General features: G+C 60.0%; 18 protein-coding genes, 3 tRNA genes and 1 pseudogene. 12 read left to right on the top strand and 10 right to left on the bottom strand.

The features are described from left to right. Positions 1 to 40: 40 nt before the first annotated feature. A complete protein-coding gene (locus PMI11_RS27775) occupies positions 41 to 1,333 on the bottom strand; it encodes a dihydroorotase (RefSeq protein ID WP_007823956.1) in 1,293 nt (430 codons plus the stop codon). Next, positions 1,330 to 2,286, bottom strand: coding sequence for an aspartate carbamoyltransferase catalytic subunit (locus PMI11_RS27780; protein ID WP_007823958.1), 957 nt, complete (start codon positions 2,284 to 2,286; stop codon positions 1,330 to 1,332). Before PMI11_RS27780 ends, PMI11_RS27775 begins: the two co-directional genes overlap by 4 nt. Before the next feature lie 180 nt (positions 2,287 to 2,466). Between PMI11_RS27780 and PMI11_RS27785 the strand changes: the two genes are divergently transcribed. Both PMI11_RS27785 and PMI11_RS27790 read left to right on the top strand, forming a co-directional pair. Continuing rightward, complete coding sequence (locus PMI11_RS27785) at positions 2,467 to 4,125, top strand: acyl-CoA dehydrogenase family protein (protein WP_007823960.1); 1,659 nt, start codon at positions 2,467 to 2,469, stop codon at positions 4,123 to 4,125. Further along, a pseudogene (locus PMI11_RS27790) lies at positions 4,126 to 4,741 on the top strand (GNAT family N-acetyltransferase). Positions 4,742 to 4,852: 111 nt separating this feature from the next. On the opposite strand, the gene PMI11_RS27795 reads toward PMI11_RS27790, so the two are convergent. Then, positions 4,853 to 7,705: an Rne/Rng family ribonuclease gene (locus PMI11_RS27795; protein ID WP_007823964.1), complete on the bottom strand. Its 2,853-nt coding sequence runs from the start codon at positions 7,703 to 7,705 to the stop codon at positions 4,853 to 4,855. 633 nt (positions 7,706 to 8,338) lie between these two features. On the opposite strand from PMI11_RS27795, the gene PMI11_RS27800 reads away from it, so the two are divergent. The 3 genes from PMI11_RS27800 (at position 8,339) to prfB (ending at position 13,560) form a co-directional block, all read left to right on the top strand. Then, the gene (locus tag PMI11_RS27800) at positions 8,339 to 9,589 is read left to right on the top strand and encodes an N-acetylmuramoyl-L-alanine amidase (RefSeq protein WP_007823965.1); all 1,251 of its coding nucleotides are present in this window, start codon (positions 8,339 to 8,341) and stop codon (positions 9,587 to 9,589) included. A 259-nt stretch (positions 9,590 to 9,848) separates the two neighbouring features. Further along, a complete protein-coding gene (locus PMI11_RS27805) occupies positions 9,849 to 12,308 on the top strand; it encodes a penicillin-binding protein 1A (protein ID WP_007823966.1) in 2,460 nt (819 codons plus the stop codon). Between the two features lie 120 nt (positions 12,309 to 12,428). Beyond that, positions 12,429 to 13,560 (top strand): peptide chain release factor 2 gene (gene prfB / locus PMI11_RS27810; protein WP_162137085.1). Its coding sequence is split into 2 segments (ribosomal slippage): positions 12,429 to 12,497 and positions 12,499 to 13,560, totalling 1,131 coding nucleotides; the frame shifts between segments, so codons are not numbered across the junction. A 52-nt stretch (positions 13,561 to 13,612) separates the two neighbouring features. Here prfB and PMI11_RS27815 read toward each other — a convergent pair. The 3 genes from PMI11_RS27815 to PMI11_RS27825 are packed head-to-tail and all read right to left on the bottom strand — an operon-like array spanning position 13,613 to position 15,971. Beyond that, positions 13,613 to 14,632: an alpha/beta hydrolase family protein gene (locus PMI11_RS27815; RefSeq protein WP_007823969.1), complete on the bottom strand. Its 1,020-nt coding sequence runs from the start codon at positions 14,630 to 14,632 to the stop codon at positions 13,613 to 13,615. A gap of 30 nt (positions 14,633 to 14,662) precedes the next feature. Further along, complete coding sequence (locus tag PMI11_RS27820; protein WP_037072373.1) at positions 14,663 to 15,193, bottom strand: hypothetical protein; 531 nt, start codon at positions 15,191 to 15,193, stop codon at positions 14,663 to 14,665. 4 nt (positions 15,194 to 15,197) lie between these two features. After that, entirely contained in the window at positions 15,198 to 15,971 is a 774-nt protein-coding gene (locus tag PMI11_RS27825) for an NAD kinase (RefSeq protein WP_007823974.1), read from the bottom strand. Between the two features lie 262 nt (positions 15,972 to 16,233). On the opposite strand from PMI11_RS27825, the gene PMI11_RS27830 reads away from it, so the two are divergent. The 4 genes from PMI11_RS27830 (at position 16,234) to PMI11_RS27845 (ending at position 18,167) form a co-directional block, all read left to right on the top strand. Next, positions 16,234 to 16,309, top strand: a tRNA-Thr gene (locus PMI11_RS27830). A gap of 104 nt (positions 16,310 to 16,413) precedes the next feature. Beyond that, entirely contained in the window at positions 16,414 to 16,776 is a 363-nt protein-coding gene (locus PMI11_RS36865; RefSeq protein WP_007823976.1) for a hypothetical protein, read from the top strand. A 276-nt stretch (positions 16,777 to 17,052) separates the two neighbouring features. Next, complete coding sequence (locus PMI11_RS27840) at positions 17,053 to 17,559, top strand: DinB family protein (RefSeq protein WP_007823978.1); 507 nt, start codon at positions 17,053 to 17,055, stop codon at positions 17,557 to 17,559. Positions 17,560 to 17,570: 11 nt separating this feature from the next. Then, positions 17,571 to 18,167 (top strand): TetR/AcrR family transcriptional regulator, encoded by a 597-nt coding sequence (locus tag PMI11_RS27845; RefSeq protein ID WP_037072370.1) that lies wholly within the window; start codon positions 17,571 to 17,573, stop codon positions 18,165 to 18,167. Between the two features lie 12 nt (positions 18,168 to 18,179). Here PMI11_RS27845 and PMI11_RS37490 read toward each other — a convergent pair whose 3' ends face one another. The 3 genes from PMI11_RS37490 to rlmB form a co-directional block, all read right to left on the bottom strand. Then, positions 18,180 to 18,323 (bottom strand): hypothetical protein, encoded by a 144-nt coding sequence (locus PMI11_RS37490; protein ID WP_007823982.1) that lies wholly within the window; start codon positions 18,321 to 18,323, stop codon positions 18,180 to 18,182. A gap of 60 nt (positions 18,324 to 18,383) precedes the next feature. Further along, complete coding sequence (locus PMI11_RS37800; protein WP_007823983.1) at positions 18,384 to 18,542, bottom strand: hypothetical protein; 159 nt, start codon at positions 18,540 to 18,542, stop codon at positions 18,384 to 18,386. 170 nt (positions 18,543 to 18,712) lie between these two features. Next, the gene (gene rlmB / locus PMI11_RS27850) at positions 18,713 to 19,603 is read right to left on the bottom strand and encodes a 23S rRNA (guanosine(2251)-2'-O)-methyltransferase RlmB (RefSeq protein WP_007823985.1); all 891 of its coding nucleotides are present in this window, start codon (positions 19,601 to 19,603) and stop codon (positions 18,713 to 18,715) included. Between the two features lie 204 nt (positions 19,604 to 19,807). Here rlmB and PMI11_RS27855 point away from each other — a divergent pair. Further along, positions 19,808 to 19,892, top strand: a tRNA-Tyr gene (locus PMI11_RS27855). Between the two features lie 25 nt (positions 19,893 to 19,917). Further along, a tRNA-Gly gene (locus PMI11_RS27860) sits at positions 19,918 to 19,991 on the top strand. A 34-nt stretch (positions 19,992 to 20,025) separates the two neighbouring features. On the opposite strand, the gene PMI11_RS27865 is transcribed toward PMI11_RS27860, so the two are convergent. After that, positions 20,026 to 20,226 carry a hypothetical protein gene (locus PMI11_RS27865; RefSeq protein WP_007823986.1) on the bottom strand — a complete coding sequence of 67 codons (201 nt, stop codon included), beginning with the start codon at positions 20,224 to 20,226 and terminating at the stop codon, positions 20,026 to 20,028. Between the two features lie 386 nt (positions 20,227 to 20,612). Between PMI11_RS27865 and tuf the strand changes: the two genes are divergently transcribed. After that, positions 20,613 to 21,775, top strand: a 1,163-nt coding sequence (gene tuf, locus PMI11_RS27870; protein WP_007823987.1) for an elongation factor Tu, incomplete at its 3' end; no start/stop codon positions are given.

Below are 21,775 nucleotides of genomic sequence, written 5' to 3' on the forward strand. Positions count from 1 at the left end.
AGTCTTTTGCCGAGAGGATGCCCGGAAGGGCAGAGCACCCTCAGTCCTGCAATGCGTGAACCAGCTTACCCCCGACATAGGTCGCAACGGCCCGCCCGCTGAAGCGCGCATCCTCGAACGGCGTGTTCTTCGAGCGGGAGAGAAGCATGTCCTTGGAGACAAGCCAAGGTTCTTCGAGATCGATCAGCGCGATATCGGCCTTGGCGCCAGGCTTCAGCGTGCCGGCATCGAGGCCGAAGATCTGCGCCGGCCGCGTCGACATAGCATCGATTAGCCGCAACAGGCTGACCTGCTCGCTGTGATAAAGCCGTAGCGCTGCCGGGAGCATCGTCTCCAGTCCGACGGCGCCATCTTCGGCCTCGCCGAAAGGCAAGCGCTTGGTATCGACATCCTGCGGGTCATGCGAGGAGACGATGATATCGATTGCGCCTTTTGCCAGCGCATCCACCATTGCAACCCGGTCGTCTTCTGAGCGCAGCGGCGGATAGAGCTTGAAGAAGGTGCGGTATTCGCCGATATCGTTCTCGTTCAGCGCCAGATTGTTGATCGAGACGCCGCAGGTGACATGCACGCCGCGCGAGCGGGCAAGCTCGATCGCCTCGACCGACTCAGGCACGGAGATCATCGCCGCATGGTAGTTGCCGCGCGTCAGCTGCGCGATGCGCAGGTCACGCTCGAGCGGGATCAATTCCGCTTCCTTCGGAATGCCGGAGAGGCCGAGCCAGCTTGCAAGCAGGCCTTCATGCATGACGCCATTGGCGCCAAGATATTTGTCGCGCGTGGCGCAGGAAAGGACGGCGCCGAATTCGCGCGCATAAGTCATCACCCTGCGCAGCACCTGTGTATCGGAGATGCTGGAATGTGCGTCGGTGAAGGCGACGGCGCCTGCCTGCATCAAGAGGCCGATTTCCGTCATCTCCTCGCCAGCGAGGCCCTTGGTAATGGCCGCTGCCGGGTAGACGTTGACGACGGCCGTATCCCGTGACGTCTTCTTGACGAACTCGACGAGCGCGATGTCGTCGATGACGGGATGCGTATCCGGCATCATGATGATGGAAGTCACACCACCCGCTGCCGCAGCGCGGCTCGCCGAAGCGATGGTCTCGCGGTGCTCGCCGCCCGGTTCGCCGATATGGACGCGGGCGTCGACGAGGCCAGGTGTCGCGACGAGGCCAGTGCAATCGCGAACGGCAGCACCTTCGGGCGCGCCCTGGTTCTGCGCCTCCTTGCCGGCCGCGACGATCAGGCCGTCCTTGACGATGATGGTGCCGACTTCATCGAGGTTGCGCGAAGGATCAACGATGCGGACATTCTTGAGGACGAGATTGCTCATGCGCCCACTCCATCGGTGCGGGGTCCTTGGTTCTGGGAAACCAGCAGCGTCTCCATGACGGCCATGCGTACCGCGACCCCCATTTCCACCTGTTCGGCAATCACGCTCTGCGGGCCGTCCGCGACTTCGGAGGCGATTTCCACGCCGCGGTTCATCGGTCCGGGATGCATGACGAGCGCATCTTCCTTCGCTGCCTTCAGCGTCTCCGCGTCGAGGCCGTAAAAGTGATAATATTCGCGCACCGACGGCACGAAGGCGCCGGACATGCGCTCGCGCTGCAGCCGCAGCATCATCACCACATCCGCGTCCTTCAGCCCTTCCTTCATCGAATGGAAGACCTCGACGCCCATCTCGGCAATGCCGGCCGGCAGCAGCGTGGCAGGAGCGACAACACGCACCCTGGCGCCCATGGCGTTCAGAAGCAGGATGTTGGAGCGCGCCACGCGTGAATGCAGGACGTCGCCGCAGATTGCCACGATGATGCGCGACAGTCGGCCCTTGGCGCGACGGATGGTCAGCGCGTCGAGCAGCGCCTGTGTCGGGTGCTCGTGCTGGCCATCGCCGGCATTGACGACGGAGCAGGAGACCTTCTGGGCGAGAAGTGCGGCGGCCCCGGCGCTGGAGTGGCGGATGATCAAGACGTCCGGCCGCATCGCGTTCAGCGTCATCGCCGTATCGATCAGCGTCTCGCCCTTCTTCACCGAGGAATTGCCGACCGACATGTTCATCACGTCGGCGCCAAGGCGCTTGCCTGCGAGCTCGAAGGAGGCTTGCGTTCGTGTCGATGCCTCAAAGAAGAGGTTGATCTGCGTCAGTCCCCGAAGGGTCGACGTCTTCTTCTCTCTCTGTCTGCTGATCTTGACGGCTTCGTCAGCCTTGTCGAGAAGATAGGTAATATCCTGCTCGGTGAGGCCCTTGATGCCAATGAGGTGGCGGTGGGGGAAAAAGACCATGACCCTGCCTCTTATTGTCTTCGCGGGGTCTATAAAGAGTGTAGGGGGAAGGGGCAAGCTTGCGCTGTGAGCAAATCCCTGTGTCCCCATGCATTTTCCGTCGAATCCCGATAGAGCAGAAATCTGCGAATCACGAACTTCCGGTTTACCTTTGCCGGGCTCATGAAATAGAAGCGAACTATGACCTCCGCAAACCGGACTGACGACAAACTCGCCGAACTCAACCAGCCGAGCCTCTGGTCGGGAATCAACGCCTATCGATCCGATCCGCTGATTGTCGATCTGACTGCCACGCTGCCACGCACCATCCGCGAAGACCTTGAAAACATGGGGCGTTACGTGACCTCGCCGGAGGCACAGGAACTGGCGCGCATGGCAAACCAGGGCACGCCGCAGCTGCGCACTCACGGTCCGCGCGGCGAGCGTCTGGATATCGTCGAATTCCATCCGGCATGGCATGCGCTGATGCGCCGCTCCATGGCGTCCGGCCTGCATTCCTCCGTCTGGGATCCGCAGGCCGATACGGAGGCCAAGGATCAGGCCCACCATATTCGCGCAGCCCGTTTCTATCTGACGGCGCAGCTGGAATCTGGCCATCTTTGCCCGTTGACGATGACAAGCGCGTCCGTTGCTGCTCTCTCGGCCTCACCGGCCGTGCAGAAGGACTGGGCGCCGAAGATCCTGTCGCGCAAATATGACTCGTCCAATCGTCCGGCCATGCAGAAATCGGCCGTGACGATCGGCATGGGCATGACGGAAAAACAGGGCGGCACGGATGTTCGTGCCAACAAGACCGCTGCCGAAAAGGTCAGCGAAGGCATTTACCGGCTATCCGGCCACAAGTGGTTCATGTCCGCGCCGATGAGCGACGCCTTCATAATGCTGGCGCAGACCAAGGACGGCATGGGCTGCTTCCTGGTGCCGCGTCTGCTCGAGGATGGTTCTGCCAACGGCCTGCAATTCCAGCGCCTGAAGGACAAGATCGGCAACCGCTCGAATGCTTCTTCCGAAGTGGAGTTCACCGATACGTTCGGCTTTTTGCTCGGCGGTCCCGATGCCGGCATCCGCACCATCCTGGATATGGTGACGCTGACGCGGCTCGATTGTGCGCTTGCCTCTTCGGGTATCATGCGAGCATCGCTCGCCGAGGCAGTGCACCACACCCGCGGCCGCAGCGTTTTCGGCAAGATGCTGGTCAACCAGCCGATCATGACGCGCGTGCTCGCCGACATGGCGCTCGATGTGGCAGCCGCCACGGCTCTTTCCTTCCGCCTTGCCGATGCCTTCGACAAGGCGCGTGGCAATGCGGAAGATGCCGCCTATGCCCGCGTCATGACGCCGGTCGCCAAATACTGGTGCTGCAAGATCGCCCCGTCGCTGATCTACGAGGCGATGGAATGCATCGGCGGCAGCGGTTACATCGAAGAACGCCCGATCGCCCGCCACTATCGCGAGGCGCCGGTCAATGCGATCTGGGAAGGTTCGGGCAACGTCATGGCGCTCGATGTGCTGCGTGTGCTGAACCGCGGCAAAGATCTGTTCGAGACGGTGTTTGCAGGCTTTGCGCGCGATCTCGGGCCGGCTGGCAAGAAGACGATCGACGTGCTGCGCGCCGCAATCGCGCTCTGCGAACAGGACGAGGGCGCTGCCCGCCTGCTCGTCGAGCAGCTGGCGCTCGTTGCCGGTGCCGCCGAACTCTACCGGCTTGGGGCAGGGCGCATAGCCGACGCCTTCATCGAGACCCGTCTTGCTGGCGGCTGGCGCTCGACTTACGGCATGCTCGATTCCCGTTTCGATGCGAGCTACATCGTCGATCTGCTGTATCCGCCGGCAGCGTAAATGCTGCCGTTTCGCAACGCGCGGCCGGATGATCTCTATCAGATCTACGCCATCTCGCTTGCGACTGGCGATCGTGGACAGGATGCGAGCCATCTCTATCGCGATATCAGGCTGATGGGGCACATCTATTCTGCGCCCTATGTGGTGTGAGCCCCGAAGCGACCCTCGTCGTGACGGACAGGCAGGGCGTTGCCGGCTATATCGTCGGCGCCTATGACACGGCCGCTTTCGAGGCGCGGCTTGAACGCGAATGGTGACCGGCTCTGCGGACTCGATATGCCGAACCGGCCGGCGACCCAAACTCGTGGACTGCCGATGAGTGCCGCAGTTTCGCGATCCATCATCCGCGCATCGTGCCGAAGCAGATCGTCGACGCCTATCCGGCCCATATCCACATGAACCTTCTGCCGCGCCTGCAGGGGCAGGGTATCGGCAGTGCCCTTCTGGACGAGTGGGTGCGCTGGCTCGCAAGGCAGGTGTCAGCGGCATTCATCTCGGTGTCAATGCCGGCAACCAGGGCGGACTGCGCTTCTGGTCCTCGCGTGGCTTTACGCTTCTTGTTCCGCCGCTCGTTTCGCTATCGGAAACCACCGTCTGGTTCGGCCGGACACTTTAGGCCCAAGCCTTCTGCCGGTCGACGTCGACGGAACACGTTCGCTCTATGGCACAAAAAATCCGGCCGCGTCGCCGCAGCCGGATCATGTCACTTATTGCCGAAAATCAGCTTTCAGAAGAAGCCGCGGCGCTGCCACCAGCCAGCCTTCTTCGGCTTGCCTTCGCCCTCAGCTTCCGCGCTTTCGGTGCGGGTCGAGGTGACGGTCGGCTCAGAAGACGAGATGTTCGATCCGCGGTTGGCGCGAACCGGCTTTGCCTCTTCCAGCGCCGGTGTTGCGAGATCCGCAGACGCTTCCATCACTTCCGGCTCGGCCTGGGCCGCGGTCTCAGCGACAGGCGCTTCGACTACGGGCTCCTCGATCGGCGAGGGTGCAGCTGCTGCCTTGCGGCGGCCACGGCCGCGTGCCGGCTTGGCCTCTTCGGCAACGCTTTCGCCAGCTTCGACAGCAGCCATTGCCGGCTGAGTTTCAACCGTTTCGACTGCGACGACTTCGATCACTTCCGCTGCGGTCTCGGACGTCTCGTCGGCTCCACTATCATCGCCTTCGTCAGCCTCGTCACCTTCGGAAGCGGCGTTGGCTTCAGCACCTTCTTCACCGCGGTTACGGCGGCCACCGCGCTTGCCGCGACGGCGGCGCTTGCGGCGCTGTGAATCATCGCCGTCGGCGCGGGCCTCAGTCGGCGCTTCGCTGGCGTCGCTATCGCCCTCGCTGCCGTCGTCCTCGCCCTCATCACCATCGTCAGCCGCGTCAGAGACCGTATCGGCACCAACCTGCTGCTCGGCATTGCCATTGCGACCGCGACGGCGGCGACGGCGCTTGCGCTTGCGTCCACCTTCGCCTTCACCCTCTGCACGAGCAGCCGGGCGTTCAGCAGCAATAGGCTTTTCTTCCAGCTCTTCGTCTTCCTCCTCGTCATGCTCGATGACGATATCGTCGTCATCGTCGTCGGGGATGGCTACGAAGTTGAAGAGGCTTTCGATCTTGACCGGGTTTTCAACCGGCTCACCGCGATCGATCGCAAAGTGCTGCGCACCGACTGAACCATCCGCATCGATGATGATCGCCACACCAAAGCGGCTTTCATAATCGACGATCGTCTGACGCTTATGGTTGAGCAGGTAGAGCGCGATATCGGGCGTCGTGCGCACGGTGATATTGTGCGTGGTGTTCTTGAGCAGATATTCCTCGACGCCGCGCAGCACATGCAGGGCGACGGAGGACTGCGAACGGACATGGCCGGTGCCGCCGCAATGCGAGCAGACCTGCGTCGTCGATTCGAGAACGGAAGCGCGGATGCGCTGGCGCGACATTTCCAGAAGGCCGAAATGCGAGATGCGGCCGACCTGGATGCGGGCGCGGTCGTTCTTCAGGCATTCCTTCAGCTTCTTCTCGACAGCGCGATTGTTGCGCTTCTCTTCCATGTCGATGAAGTCGATGACGATAAGGCCCGCAAGGTCGCGCAGGCGAAGCTGGCGGGCGACTTCATCCGCTGCCTCGAGGTTCGTCTGTAGCGCTGTGTCCTCGATCGAATGTTCGCGGGTCGAGCGGCCGGAATTGACGTCGATCGAAACAAGCGCTTCCGTCTGGTTCATGATCAGGTAGCCGCCGGACTTCAGTGTCACCTGCGGCTGCAGCATGCGGTCGAGCTGCGCCTCGATGCCGGAACGCGAGAAGATCGGATGGATGTCGCGGTAGGGCTGGACCACCTTGGCATGGCTCGGCATCAGCATCTTCATGAAGTCTTTCGCTTCACGATAGCCTTCTTCGCCGGAGACGATGACTTCGCTGATATCCTTGTTGTAGAGGTCGCGGATCGAGCGCTTGATGAGCGAGCCTTCCTCATAAACGAGGCAGGGAGCGGTGGAAGCGAGCGTCAGCGTGCGGACGTTCTCCCACAGGCGCATCAGATATTCAAAGTCGCGCTTGACCTCAACCTTGGTGCGGTTCGCACCCGCCGTGCGCAGGATCACGCCCATACCCTGCGGCACCTCGAGCATGCGGGCGATTTCCTTCAGCCGCTTGCGGTCCTGCGGGTTGGTGATCTTGCGGGAAATGCCGCCGCCGCGCGCCGTGTTCGGCATCAGAACCGAATAGCGGCCTGCGAGCGAGAGATAGGTGGTGAGAGCAGCGCCCTTGTTGCCGCGCTCTTCCTTGGCGACCTGCACCAGCAGGATCTGGCGGCGCTTGATGACTTCCTGGATGCGGTACTGCTTGCGCGGCTTGCGCTGCACGCGGTCCGGAACCTCTTCCATCGCGTCTTCGGCACCGACGGATTCGATGACTTCTTCTTCGCCGTGGTCGTCGTCATCATCGTCGTCGTCCTGACGGCGCTTGGAAACGTCGACATCCTCGGAGATGGAATCCGTTTCGACCATCGCGGCCATCTCGCCGCCGGTCGAACCTTCGTCATCATTGTCGGCGACCGATGCTTCCGGTGCGGCCGCTTCTTCGGCAACCGGCTCGGCTGCCTTCTTGCGGCTGCGGCGGGCGCGGGGCTTCTTGGCCGGCGCCTCTTCAGCGACCGGTGCAGCCTCTTCGGCTAGCGTTGCTGCTTCTTCTGCAGCAACTGCCTCGGGCTGTTCCACCGGAACGATGCCGATATCGGGCTGATCCTGTGTGGAGAGATCGACGAGCGGGGCGGTCTCGACATGCTCGACATCCTCGTCGCGGCGATGCTCCTCGGCTTCGGCGCGAAGCAGGGCCTGACGGTCGGCAAGCGGGATCTGATAATAGTCGGGATGGATTTCGGCAAAGGCCAGGAAGCCGTGCCGGTTGCCGCCGTAATCGACGAAAGCAGCCTGCAGCGAGGGCTCGACCCTCGTTACTTTTGCAAGATAGATGTTGCCGCGGATCTGCTTCTTGTGCTGCGACTCGAAGTCAAATTCTTCTATGCGGTTCCCGCGAACGACAACGACGCGCGTCTCTTCCTCGTGAGACGCATCGATAAGCATTTTGTCTGCCATGTAAGCTGAGCTCCTCGGCGAGGCCGCGAGAGCGCATTCCCGACTGCTGTTGACACAGAAAGAATGCGGTCCGCCGTGGCCGCGCCGGATAATGAAAGTCGCGATTGGTGCGAGGGAGAAGGCAGCAGCCAGACCGCAGCCGGAACCATTTCGTTCCGGGGCCTGTACACTTCACATAAAACCTGCTGCGAAACCATCAACAACCAAGCGTGATCGACAATGACGAAGACCCGTTTCGGGTCCGATGAGTTTGCTCCCTGAGAGCGTGGTGGCTGATCCACCAATGAAATCCCAGCATGAAGCCGGAAAATCAGGATCCAGTTCTCGGGTGGAAATGCACTAGACGGCGGACGATTACCGGTTGTAGCGCCAGATCCGGGGGTCGGCTGGCTGCCTCGCGGCGACTCTATCCCGTCAACACTTCTACCCTAAAATTCGTTGTATGTTTTCTCTGTCACAATAGCAAGGGAAAAGCCAAATGTGCCATAATATTGATGGATTTCGCATCGCATAAACTTCATCGGGGATGAGCGATCTTGATTCGAGGGTCGGTGCGTGTGCGCTCGCCTCTAGCGGGCGACCGCGGAGGCGATGTAGGGTCCATCGCAGAAATAAATAGGGTGTGGCGGGCTATTGTTTAAGAGGTTTCGGATCGCGGCGGAGTTGTCCGCAGGGCGAAAACTGGGTTTTGCGGCGTGGCTTTTCGCCTTTGCAGCGCTTTGCGCGGTTCCTGGCAGTGCAGCCGGTGCAAAGAATCCCTTGTTGGCTTACGGAGCGCGTATCGTCGGCGACGACGCCAGGACCCGTATCGTCATCGATTTCGATCGTGAGCCTCGTTTTTCCGTCCACTACATCGCCAATCCCGAGCGCATCGTCGTCGATCTGCCGGCAACCGCTTTCGGCTTTCCAGCCAAAGACCTTGAGGCGCGCGGCCTCTTCAAGGACATCCGTTATGGCGCCATGGACGAAGGAAGCGCCCGCATCGTGTTGACGGCGGCGCGTCCGGTCCAGCTCGCCGTTGCCAAGGTGCAGACGGATGAGAGCGGTAATGGCCACCGGCTGGTGCTTGATGCCGAGATGATCGACAAGCAGAAGTTCGCCGAACTGGTGAAGACCCAGTCCTGGAACGACCAGGCCGATGCCGCTGAGACGACGAGCGCCATTCCCCAACCGGAAAAGACCGCGCCTGGCGATTTCGTCATTGCCATCGATGCCGGCCACGGCGGTATCGACACAGGCGCCATCGGCGTCGATACGAAGACCGAGGAAAAACAGGTGACGCTCGCCTTCGCCAAGGCGCTGGCCGATCGCCTGAACAAGGAGCCGGGCATCAAGGCCTTCCTGACGCGCGACGATGACGAATTCCTGTCGCTCTCGCAGCGTGTGCTGATCGCCCGCCAGAACCATGCTGGCCTCTTCATTTCCCTGCATGCCGATACGCTGAAGCAGAAAGATATTCGCGGCGCGACGGTCTACACGATTTCCGACAAGGCCTCGGACAAGCTCGCCGCCGATCTCGCCGAACGCGAAAACCTGTCGGACCAGATCGCCGGCAAGGAAACGGTCGCCGAGCCGCCTGAGGTCGCCGATATCCTTCTCGACCTGACGCGGCGCGAGACGCAGGCCTTCTCGATCTCGCTCGCCGAAAGCGTACTTGCCTCGTTCAAGGATCAGGTCGGCACGATCAACAATCCGCACCGTCACGCGGGCTTCCGTGTGCTGCAGGCGCCGGACGTCCCGTCTATCCTGCTCGAGCTCGGCTTCCTTTCCAATGTCGAGGACGAAAAGCGTCTGCTTGACGATGCCTGGCGGTTGAAGATGGCCGATCTCCTGACCGATGCGGTGAAACGTTACCGCGCGAGCCTGATGGCAAACGGCGGCTAGCCTGGGCGTTGCCCGGAAGTGACACCCGCGCCTAAACCGGGACCTGTTGCCGACCGAGAAGGGGAAAGTGGCGGGACGGGCCCTATTTTGCTCACATTCACGCCGTTACTCCGGTCTATATGTTTCGAACATGTAAGACGGAATCGGCTTGTGGCGCCAACGCGCATGGAGTAAGCCGCGCAACGTGCAAAGAGACATGATCTGTGCGATTGTGGCGGCTGCGCCGATCTAATGATTAGAAATACCGGTAGCTGAAAATATGGTTAGACTTCTTGGATATTTCTTCGGGATAGCTTGCGTCCTGTTCCTGGGCGCTGCGGCTGTTGTTGCCGTCTATCTTGCTAATGTCGCGAAAGATCTTCCTGACTATGCGGTGCTCAACAGCTATGCGCCGCCGGTTACCACCCGCGTTCACGCCGGTAACGGTGCGCTCATGGCCGAATATGCCAAGGAAAAGCGCCTTTTCCTGCCGATCCAGGCTATCCCGGACCGCGTGAAGGCTGCCTTCCTTTCGGCCGAAGACAAGAACTTCTACAACCATCCCGGCGTCGATCTGACCGGCCTCGGCCGCGCCATCCTCGTCAACCTTCAGAATTTCGGCTCCGGCCGCCGCCCGGTCGGTGCATCGACGATCACCCAGCAGGTGGCGAAGAATTTTCTTCTGACCTCCGACCAGACGATTGACCGCAAGATCAAGGAAGCGATCCTGTCCTTCCGCATCGAGCAGGCCTACAGCAAGGACAAGATCCTCGAGCTTTATCTCAACGAGATCTTTTTCGGCCTGAACTCCTACGGGATCGGCAGTGCCTCGCTCACCTATTTCAACAAGTCGGTCACCGAACTGACGATCGCCGAATCCGCCTATCTCGCTTCGTTGCCGAAGGGCCCGGCCAACTACCATCCCTTCCGCCATCCGGATGCAGCACTTGAACGCCGCAACTGGGTCATCGACCGCATGGTCGAGAACGGTTATGTGAGTCAGAGCGACGGCGAGGATGCCAAAAAACAGCCGCTCGGCGTCACCGCCCGCACCAGTGGACCGTCTCTTTTTGCTTCTGATTATTTCGCCGAGGCTGTCCGTCGCCAGCTCATCGATCAGTATGGTGAGAAGGCGCTTTACGAAGGCGGCCTTTCGGTGCGCACCTCGCTCGATCCGCAGATGCAGCTCTTTGCGCGTAAGGCGCTGCAGGATGGCCTGACTAATTACGACGAGCGTCGTGGTTTCCACGGACCGATCAAACAGATCGGCACGTCCGGCGACTGGGGTCCGGCGCTCGCCGAAGTACCCGCTCTCTCGGACGTGCCGGAATGGCGCCTGGCGGTCGTGCTCGCCGTTTCCAATGACAGCGTTGATATCGGCCTTCAGCCATCCAAGGACGGAGGCGGCAAGGTCGCAGGCGAACGCGAACGCGGTTCGATTGCAGCCAAGGATATGCAGTGGGCATTCCGCTCCGCCGCCGGCGACCGCAAGACGACCAAGTCGCCGGTTGGCGCCGTCTCGGCAGGAGATGTTGTTTACGTTGAGCGCCTCGGCGGCGACAATTCGACCTCCTATCGCCTGCGCCAGCCGCCGAAGGTACAGGGTGGCCTCGTCGCCATGGACCCGAAGACCGGCCGCGTTCTCGCCATGGTCGGCGGCTTCTCCTATGCCCAGTCGGAATTCAACCGCGCCACGCAGGCGATGCGCCAGCCGGGTTCCTCCTTCAAGCCCTTCGTTTACGCTGCCGCCATGGACAACGGCTATACGCCGGCCTCGGTCATCATGGACGCGCCGATCGAGATCGTTTCGGGCGGTCAGGTCTGGAAGCCGGAAAACTACGGCGGAGAAGTCAGTGGCCCCTCGACACTGCGCTCCGGTATCGAGAATTCGCGCAACCTGATGACGGTGCGCCTCGCCAATGACCTCGGCATGAATATCGTTGCCGAATATGCCGAACGCTTCGGCATCTACGACAAGATGCCGCCGCTGCTCGCCATGTCGCTCGGCTCGGGTGAAACGACGGTGCTGCGCATGGTTTCGGCTTATTCGGTCATCGCCAATGGCGGCAAGCAGATCAAGCCGACGCTGGTCGACCGTATCCAGGACCGTTACGGCAAGACGATCTTCAAGCATGAAGAGCGTCTCTGCGAAGGCTGCAATGCCGGCGACTGGCAGAACCAGGAAGAACCCAACATCGTCGACAACCGCGAGCAGGTTCTCGATCCGATGACTTCCTACCAGATCACCTCGATGATGCAGGGCGTCATCCAGCGCGGTACGGCTGCCGGCAAGGTCGATCTCTCGGGCCGTGACGTTGCCGGCAAGACCGGTACGACCAACGATGAAAAGGACGCCTGGTTCGTCGGCTTCACGCCGGATCTGGTTGCAGGCCTTTACCTGGGCTTCGATACGCCGGCTCCGCTTGGCCGCGGCGGCACGGGTGGCGTGCTTTCAGCGCCGATTTTCAATGAATTCATGCAGGCGGCCGTCAAGGACATGCCGGAATCCAAATTCGTGGTCCCGGCCGGCATGAACATGATCGCGATCAACCGCAAGACCGGCATGGCTGCTGTCGATGGCGAGCCGGGCACCATCATCGAAGCCTTCAAGCCGGGCACCGGACCGGCTGACAGCTTCTCTGTCATCGGCATGGACGGCACGATGGCGCCGGAAGAAATCCTGCGCACCTCACCGCAGGCAAACCAGGCAGTCCAGACCAACACGCCCGGCCTGTTCTGATCGAGGCCGATTTCCTTTGCGCCCGCCACGGCTCTTTACATCCGCGGCGGGCGTCTCTATGTCACCAGCCTTACAGAATACCCGGGCTCTCACGGAATACCGAAGTAAAGAAGCAGGAAAATGCGAGCGGAAATTCAGAACGTAGTCGATGAAACCAAGCAGGCTATCACCCTGCTGAGGAGGCATCTTTGACTGGGACCAGGCGGTAAGACGACTGGACTGGTTGAATAACAAGGCAGAGGACCCCAACCTCTGGAACGATGCGCAGGAAGCCCAGAAGCTGATGCGCGAGCGTCAGCAGCTCGATGACGGGATTAATGGCGTCAAGGCGCTGGAGCAGCAGCTTTCCGACAATGTTGAGCTCGTCGATCTCGGGGAAGAAGAAGGCGACGACAGCATCGTCAAGGAAGCTGAAGCCGCCCTGAAAAGCCTGCAGGCCGAGGCAGCCCGCCGACAGGTCGAAGCCATGCTCTCAGGCGAGGCCGATGGCAACGACACCTATCTGGAAGTCCATTCCGGCGCAGGCGGCACCGAAAGCCAGGACTGGGCGAACATGCTTCTGCGCATGTACACTCGCTGGGCCGAGCGCCAGCGCTTCAAGGTCGAGCTTTTGGAAGTGCATGACGGTGAAGAAGCCGGCATCAAGTCCGCAACGCTGCTCGTCAAGGGCCACAACGCCTATGGCTGGCTGAAGACCGAATCGGGCGTGCACCGCCTGGTGCGTATCTCGCCCTACGACAGCAATGCGCGCCGCCACACGTCCTTCTCGTCGATTTGGGTCTATCCCGTCGTTGATGACTCGATCCAGATCGAGATCAACGAAAGCGACTGCCGTATCGACACCTACCGTTCGTCGGGCGCCGGCGGCCAGCACGTCAACACGACAGACTCGGCCGTGCGCATCACGCATATCCCGACAGGCATCGTCGTGCAGTGCCAGCAGGAGCGTTCGCAGCACAAGAATCGCGCCAAGGCCTGGGACATGCTGCGCGCCCGCATGTACGAAGCGGAGCTGAAGAAACGCGAGGACGCCGCCAATGCCGAAGCCGCTTCCAAGACGGATATCGGCTGGGGCCACCAGATCCGCTCCTACGTTCTGCAGCCCTACCAGCTCGTCAAGGACCTGCGCACCGGTGTTGCGAGCACGGCTCCTGACGACGTGCTTGACGGTGACCTGAACGAGTTCATGGAAGCAGCACTTGCTCACCGCATCAGCGGCGCAGCCGACGCTGTCGTCGACGACGTCGATTGAGCGGCGAAGACAGACCTGAGATAGAAAGCCCCGGAAACGGGGCTTTTCTTTTTCAGGTGTCCACTGGAATGTCTGTTCCGTGAAAGAACACAGCCGATAGTTCGGCGATCTCCTCGTGGACATCAGCACGTTCTACGCCCGCCGGATCGGTGAAGAGATGCTCTGCGAAGGAAAGCCCCAATGCCGTGCCCTCGGGCACGAAGATATAATGCCCAAGACCGCCCTGGAGTATCTTGAAGGTGCTTCGATCAAGCCGTGCATGCAGCCATGACGAACATTCTTCAACTGGGGCCGTGTTGTCGGCATCACCGACCAGAATGAGGGCAGGCTTATCGATGACTCTCAGGCTCTCTTCGCTGAAACCGCGGATAGATCGACCGGGCGCGCAGACCAGCGCGGCCTTGATCCTGTCGTCACGATAGGGTTGCGACATCCGCGACCATGAATCGCGAAATGCCGTGCTCGTACGAAGCAGCGACGGAATATGATCGGCGAGGTCAGGAAATTCCCTTGGGCCGCGCGGCCCCCCAGGCTTCAATCTGGATTGTTCGAACTGCGAAAATTGCGCGACTGCGCCGAGAAGCAGCATTGCCGTATAGGCTCCTGCTGAAAAGCCGGCGACGAATACGCGCCTGGCATCGATATGCCCGGCAAGATCACCCTGCCAGTCTTCTCGGCGATCGAGCATGAGGCTCAGATCGGGCGCGCGTTCCCAAAGGCAGGCAAAACCCTCGGCGCGATAGGCTTCGCTGCCGGTATTGCCGTGATGGTCGACGCCGAGCGCGATAAATCCACGGCTGACTAGGCGGCGGGCGAGCCATTCTAGCCCCGCGGCCGAGCCACCGGTACCGTGCGATAGGAGGACCAGCGGGTAGGGCTTCGTCGCCGGCTGAACGGGTGCATCGCGGGCGACCGGGGCCCTTCGGAACCAGCTTCGTCCCGGGATTTCGGTTTCGATCGACCCCTCGGCTGCCGGATACCACAGGGACCAGCGGACAGGTCTCGGGCCGGTCTCATCCCAGTCCGGCCGCGTCTCGTCGTGGAAAATGCCTTCGCGAAAGCCGAGTTTCATGGCTAAGCCCCGATGAATAGCCTGCGACGCTCAGTTGGTCGCTTTCTCCACGGTAATGTCCCCAAACTCGTCGATCAGCACAGTCCAGCCATCGGATTCGGCGGCTGGATCGGTCTTCAGATAGACCGTGGCGAAGAGGCCCGGTTCCTTGATGAGGCCGCTCGAATTTTCGGGTCGGATGTCGGTGACATAGGGCTTGAGATCGCTGATTTCTTGCAGTTCGACCGTCGAGATGATGGCAGGCCCGGCGTCTCTCTGCGCGATCTGCTGCAGAAAGACTTTGGAGGTCTTGTCCGGCTGGCGCATAGCGAAAAGCTTGTAATAGCCGTGCCGCTGCTCTTGCTTGGCATCCCCCTCGCTCGCATTTTGGGTGCTGACGCTTTGCGTGGTTGTCGGGGCACGCTCGACCGGCAGCGAATTGCCGTCGTCTTCCCAATAGCCGGTGCTGGTCGCGAAGATGATCGAGGCCGGCAGGATATCGTCATGAACGGTCTGCGCCTCGGCGGCGATCGCCCAGCCGGAAACAAGGAGCGCCGTCATAAATGCTTGCCGCATCGCCATCATTTCAATCCTCGAATTGTTCTGCCAGAATCCGGTCCGACCAGGAGCGGTCGGGATCGGAAAGGATGCGTGCGGTCATGTCCTCGGACTGGGCGATACGCACATGCAGTATGGATTTGATCTCCGTATTGTCGGCGACCGCATTCACGGGCCGCTTCTCGGCTTCCAATATATGGATGTCCACCGTCACCCGGTTGGGAAGCAGCGCTCCGCGCCAGCGCCGCGGCCGGAAGGCGCTGACCGGCGTCATGGCGAGGAGGGGCGCGTCAAGCGGCAGGATCGGCCCGTGGGCCGAGAGATTGTAGGCGGTCGAGCCTGCAGGCGTCGCCACCATCAAACCATCGCAGATCAGCTCCTCCAGCCGCACGTGTCCGTCGATTTCCACCCTGAGCTTTGCTGCCTGATAGGATTGTCGGAAAAGATAGACCTCGTTGATCGCAAGCGCCGAGGAACTGCTGCCGTCGGCATTGGATGTTGTCATCTTCAGCGGATGAAAGGCGTTCTCGACGGCGGTACAGATGCGGTCATGCAGGTCGGTAGTCTTGTAATCGTTCATCAGAAAGCCGACCGAGCCGCAATTCATGCCGTAGACGAGCTTGCCGCTGTTCATGGTACTGTGCAGCGTCTGAAGCATGAAGCCGTCGCCGCCGAGCGCGACGATGACATCGGCCTCGTTAGCGGGCACATCGCCGTAAAGGCGAATCAGTTCATCTCGCGCGGCGAGTGCTTCCGTGGTCGGCGAGGCGATAAAAGAAAGCGTCTGAAATGACCGGCCCATGCAATGCCCTTTGTTATGCTGCTCTAGCTAAAGGATAAAGGGCTTGTACGACAAGACGTTTTGCGTTGCGAGCGAAGTTCGGATGATCTTATCGCCCTGATAGATCGGCGATGATTTCGGTAATGAATGCCTCCATATGGAGCCCAACTGGCTTTCCCAACCATGGCGTTGATCGACAGCCCGCTGTGGATAGCGTTGCCGAGCTGCCGGAAAGGGCAAATTTTCTTTACAAAAGATCAGAATCTGCTACTTCGCAGCCATTGCCCTTGTAGCTCAGTTGGTAGAGCACCTGATTTGTAATCAGGGGGTCGCGGGTTCGAACCCTGCCGGGGGCACCAGTTTTCCAAGCTATTCCACTATGAACAGAGACTGAAGGGTCGATTCAGCGACAATTCAGGAGCATCAGGCCATTCTCGCTTCATCAGAAACGAGGAAGTGAGCCATGAGGATCTCCAGTTTTCTCCTAGCAGCCGCCCTTTCGGCCGGTACTTTGTTTTCCGCCGTAGCTCCGGCTGCGGCCATCCCTCTCGATCGACCGGCAGCCTCGCAACAGAGCGATGTGATCCAGGTTCGCGGCGGTGATCGGGATTGGGGTGATCGAGATTGGGGCGACCGCGACCGGGGCGACCGCGATTGGAGTGATCGCCGTGACTGGCGCGAGCGTCGCGAGTGGCGTGAACGTCGCTACTGGCGTCCGGCCTGGGGCTATGAACGCCGCTGGAGCCCGTGGCGGGAAGAGCGTTGGCGCGAGCGTCATTATTGGCGTCGCCACCACGATGGACCCTATTGGCTCTACCGGAGCTGATAGCTGACCGAGAACGCATTTTCCGATCCCTGAAGCATGCCGCGCTCTTTCAGATTCGCTTCCCACGCTTTAGGTCTTCGTATTCACGCAGGTCGTTTTCGCAAAACCGCTGCACAGTTTTGCACGACATGCTCTAGTAAAATCCCGTCGCAAGGTTTCGAACTTGCGGCGGGATTTTTGCTTGATCGATATTCGGCCACTTGAAAAGTGTATTGACTGACCACCAGTCAATATAATTTAATGATGAATTCATCGATTGCCGCGATGGAGTTCGCCATGTCTGTAAAAACACTCCTGACCTCGCTCTTTCAATATAAGGCCAGCGTTGATGAGGAGCTTCTGACAGCGCTTGCTGCTTTTCCCGAAAGCGGGCCATCGGAAAACCTCCAGTCCGCTTTTCGTGTTCTCAATCACGCTCAAATCGTCGATCGGATTTTCGCTGCGAACCTGCGGAAGGAGCCGCATGGCTATACGGCGAACTGGACCAGCGAGCCGCCAGCTTTTGGGGATCTTGCTTCCGCGATCAGGAAAACCGACAGGTGGTATCTGGATTATATGGTGCAGGTGACGCCCGAGGAGCTCGAAGAGACGATCGACTTCACTTTCACCGATGGCGGGCAGGGCCATATGTCGCGGGAGGAGATGCTGGCCCATGTCATCACCCACAGCGGTTATCACCGCGGGGAGGTCGGTCGTCTTTTGCCCGACATTGAAAACACTGCTATGCGCGACGTATTCGCAGGCTACCTGCACCGGGCGGAGCCTCAGCGTCGCGGGCATTGACGGACTTTCCGATGACATCACGCATAGCCGGCAGGCCAAGGACCAAACCAGCCGAGGAACGGCGGGGCGACCTCATGCTCGTGGCCGAACGCCTTTTTCTCGACAAGGGGGTGGAGCATACGACGATCGAGGAGATTACCCAGGGTGCTACCGTCTCGAAGGGAGCCTTTTACCTTCATTTCTCTTCGAAGGCGGATGTTATTGAAGCATTGCGGACCCGCTTCGTTCAGAAGCTTCTGAACGGCATCGTGGAAGAAGTGGGTAAACAGGATACTGGCGACTGGAACGGCAAGTTGACGGCCTGGGCAAAAGCTTGCGCCGTAGGCTATATGAACGCCGCGCGCCTGCACAATCTCGTCTTTGCTGCCGCTCCGCCTCCAAGTCGCGAGGGCCTGACGAGCAACATCCTGATCGACAATCTCCAGCAATTGCTTGCAGCAGGAAGCCGTGAGGGAGCTTGGTCACTGAAGGAGCCGGCATTCACCGCCATATTCCTGTTCAACGCTCTGCACGGTATCGTAAATCAGAGCGGCATCGGCGACGATGGTGTCGAGCGAACAAAACTGCTTCGCAATATCGAGGATAGTGTTCTGCGCCTCGTCCGGTGAGGCGGTTTGCAGTCACTTCCGTGCGGGTTCGTTCACGCTCGATGCGATCTTCGTACCACTGCCGGTTTGTCCGGCGCCGGATGGAGACATCATCGCGATGCTGAGGACCGAAGCAATCATAATGGCAAGGACGGCAATCATCAGGCGCATGAACATCTGGATCCCTGTTTGTCTTGCGGGATTAAACGCCTGACGACTTCGCGGGTTCCGGATCGGCTATTGCACGGATGGAGGTGGATTTGATGGCGTCGTCGACGGCGCCAGGGGATCCGGCTGGCGGATCGGGTGAGACTTGTCCACCCAGGTGATGCTCAAAATGACCATGACGAGGACCGCGATGAATAGCACGCCGAAGATCAGCGGTCGAAATGCCATAATGCGGATTTCCTTCTTGCCGGCGCCCCAAAGATGAATGCATGCCGATGATAGTGACCGGCAAGCTCTTTCCAAGGCGGAATATGGACCAAGGGAGAGGGTGTTCAACCGCGATGGCGGTCATCATTCGCTCTCTTCACGGCATATCAATAGTGATCTGCCGCTGTGGCCTATGCCTTCAGGTGCAGCCCCGCTGCATAAAGGGCAATCGCCGCGGCATTCGATACGTTCAGCGACTTGATGGCGCCGGGCATATCGAGCCGGGCGAGCGCGCTGACGGTTTCCCGGGTCTTCTGCCGCAGACCTTTACCTTCGGAGCCGAGCACCAGCGCGATTCGACCGCCTGAGAACGTGCCTTCCAGCGGCGCCGGTCCTTCCGAATCGAGCCCGATCGTGAAGAAGCCGAGCTTGTGCAATTCGCCGAGCGCATCCGAGAGATTGGTGATCTGTATATAAGGTATGAGTTCCAGCGCGCCGGAAGCCGATTTGGCAAGCACGCCCGATTCGGTTGGGCTATGTCTCTGCGTGGTGATAACGGCGCCTGCATTGAAGGCGACGGCCGATCGCATGATGGCGCCGACATTGTGCGGATCGGTTACCTGGTCGAGCACGAGAAGCAATGGGCTATCCTTCAGTGCTTCCAGCCGCCGGACGGGCAGGGGGCGTGTTTCCAGCATCACGCCCTGATGGATCGCTTCGGGGCCGAGCACCTTGTCGATATCCTGCGGCGAAACCATTTCGACGGGAATGCCGATCGTATCAGGATCGATCTCCAATCGCGCAAGCGCGTTCTGCGTCACCGATAGCTTGATGTTCTTGCGCTCAGGATTTTCAAGCGCGGCACGAACGGTATGAAGGCCGTAGAGGAGGACCTGATCGGGGGCGAGCGCCGGCGGTTTCCAGTCGTCTCCGCCACGCTTGCGCTTCTGTGGTGCCGGCGTTGGAATCTCACCGCGTTCGCGCTTGCCGTCGCGATGCGCGCGTCGCAAGGTTGCGTAATGCGTGTCCTTTGCGGACTTGTCGGCAGCGGGCTTATCGCCGGATTTGTTATCTTTGCTCATGCGGCTTTATAACGATGGCGCCTGTTGCCGCATAGGCCTTCTTTCATGTGCCGGCTTTCAACAGGCGATGAAATTTTTCCTGTCTTTTCCATTGTCATCGTGTTGACAGACTGAAATCGTCCGGTCATATACGCGGCGCAGACGACGGGGCGGCAACGCTTCAAAGTCTGACGAACTTGGTCTTCAAGATCCGGACGAAAAACTGGAGAGATGCCCGAGTGGTTAAAGGGGACGGACTGTAAATCCGTTGGCTCAGCCTACGTTGGTTCAAATCCAACTCTCTCCACCATTCGTCATTGGATCGGACCAACCCCGCGGGTATAGCTCAATGGTAGAGCAGCAGCCTTCCAAGCTGAATACGCGGGTTCGATTCCCGCTACCCGCTCCATCTTCCTTGCGTTCTCGACGAATCACGCCCGCTTTCAGAACTCGAAGACGAGATTCATGAAATTGCCGATGATCCAGTAGCCGACCACTCCTATGGCGATGCCGGCGATGAAGACCGAAGACTGGCCCGTGTTCTTTTTGACGCTCGTGTCCGCATCGTCGTCGCGCGGATAGCCGAATGTATGATGGTCTTCCGTGAATGCCGAATAGTGGTTGGTGTAGCTCTCCGATTGCATTGACTGTCCCTCCGAATATTAGAGGGATATCATGCAAGCTTTCCTGTTCGGTGAAACCAATTAGTAAAATGTAATATAATCTTGTCGGCAGACGTCGCGCCGCTGGCATTGCATGGCACCCGGGTAACGATCGCAGAAATTGCAGTCGCCGCCGGCATCAATAAAGTCGGACGCGGGGCCATCTCTCGATTTTGCCTGAGATTTCAGGTGTTTTGGGGAAGGTGCCGACGAATCGCCTTGCGGGTTGCGAATTATCTCCCATATGCGCTGACAGGCCAAGAATGGCGTCTGCAATTAAGTCTTGCGCAATTTCGCCGAAAGCCTTAAACGGCGGCACTAAACCGGTTCGCCGGGGTCACCCATTTACGTCCACAGGAAGCATTCAAATGGCAAAGAGTAAGTTTGAGCGCAACAAGCCGCACGTCAACATTGGCACGATCGGCCACGTTGACCACGGCAAGACGTCTCTGACGGCAGCGATCACGAAGTACTTCGGTGAGTTCAAGGCGTATGACCAGATCGACGCTGCCCCGGAAGAAAAGGCACGCGGCATCACCATTTCGACGGCTCACGTCGAGTATGAGACGGCCAACCGTCACTATGCGCACGTCGACTGCCCCGGCCACGCCGACTATGTCAAGAACATGATCACGGGTGCCGCGCAGATGGACGGCGCGATCCTGGTCTGCTCTGCTGCTGACGGCCCGATGCCGCAGACGCGCGAGCACATCCTGCTCGCCCGCCAGGTTGGCGTTCCGGCAATCGTCGTGTTCCTCAACAAGGTCGACCAGGTTGACGACGCCGAGCTTCTCGAGCTCGTTGAGCTTGAAGTTCGCGAACTTCTGTCGTCCTACGACTTCCCGGGCGACGACATTCCGGTCGTCAAGGGTTCGGCTCTTGCTGCTCTTGAAGATTCTGACAAGAAGATCGGTGAAGACGCGATCCGCGAGCTGATGGCTGCTGTCGACGCCTACATCCCGACGCCTGAGCGTCCGATCGACCAGCCGTTCCTGATGCCGATCGAAGACGTGTTCTCGATCTCGGGCCGTGGTACGGTTGTGACGGGCCGCGTCGAGCGTGGCATCGTCAAGGTTGGTGAAGAAGTCGAAATCGTCGGCATCCGTCCGACCTCGAAGACGACGGTGACCGGCGTTGAAATGTTCCGCAAGCTGCTCGACCAGGGCCAGGCTGGCGACAACATCGGCGCTCTGGTTCGCGGTGTGAACCGTGACGGCGTCGAGCGTGGCCAGATCCTGTGCAAGCCGGGCTCTGTCAAGCCGCACAAGAAGTTCAAGGCAGAAGCCTACATCCTGACGAAGGAAGAGGGCGGCCGTCATACGCCGTTCTTCACGAACTACCGTCCGCAGTTCTACTTCCGCACGACGGACGTGACGGGCATCGTCACGCTTCCGGAAGGCACGGAAATGGTTATGCCTGGCGACAACGTCACCGTTGACGTCGAGCTGATCGTTCCGATCGCGATGGAAGAAAAGCTTCGCTTCGCTATCCGCGAAGGCGGCCGCACCGTCGGTGCAGGCATCGTTGCTTC

The sequence above is a fragment of the Rhizobium sp. CF142 genome, from assembly GCF_000281145.1.
GTDB lineage: Bacteria > Pseudomonadota > Alphaproteobacteria > Rhizobiales > Rhizobiaceae > Rhizobium.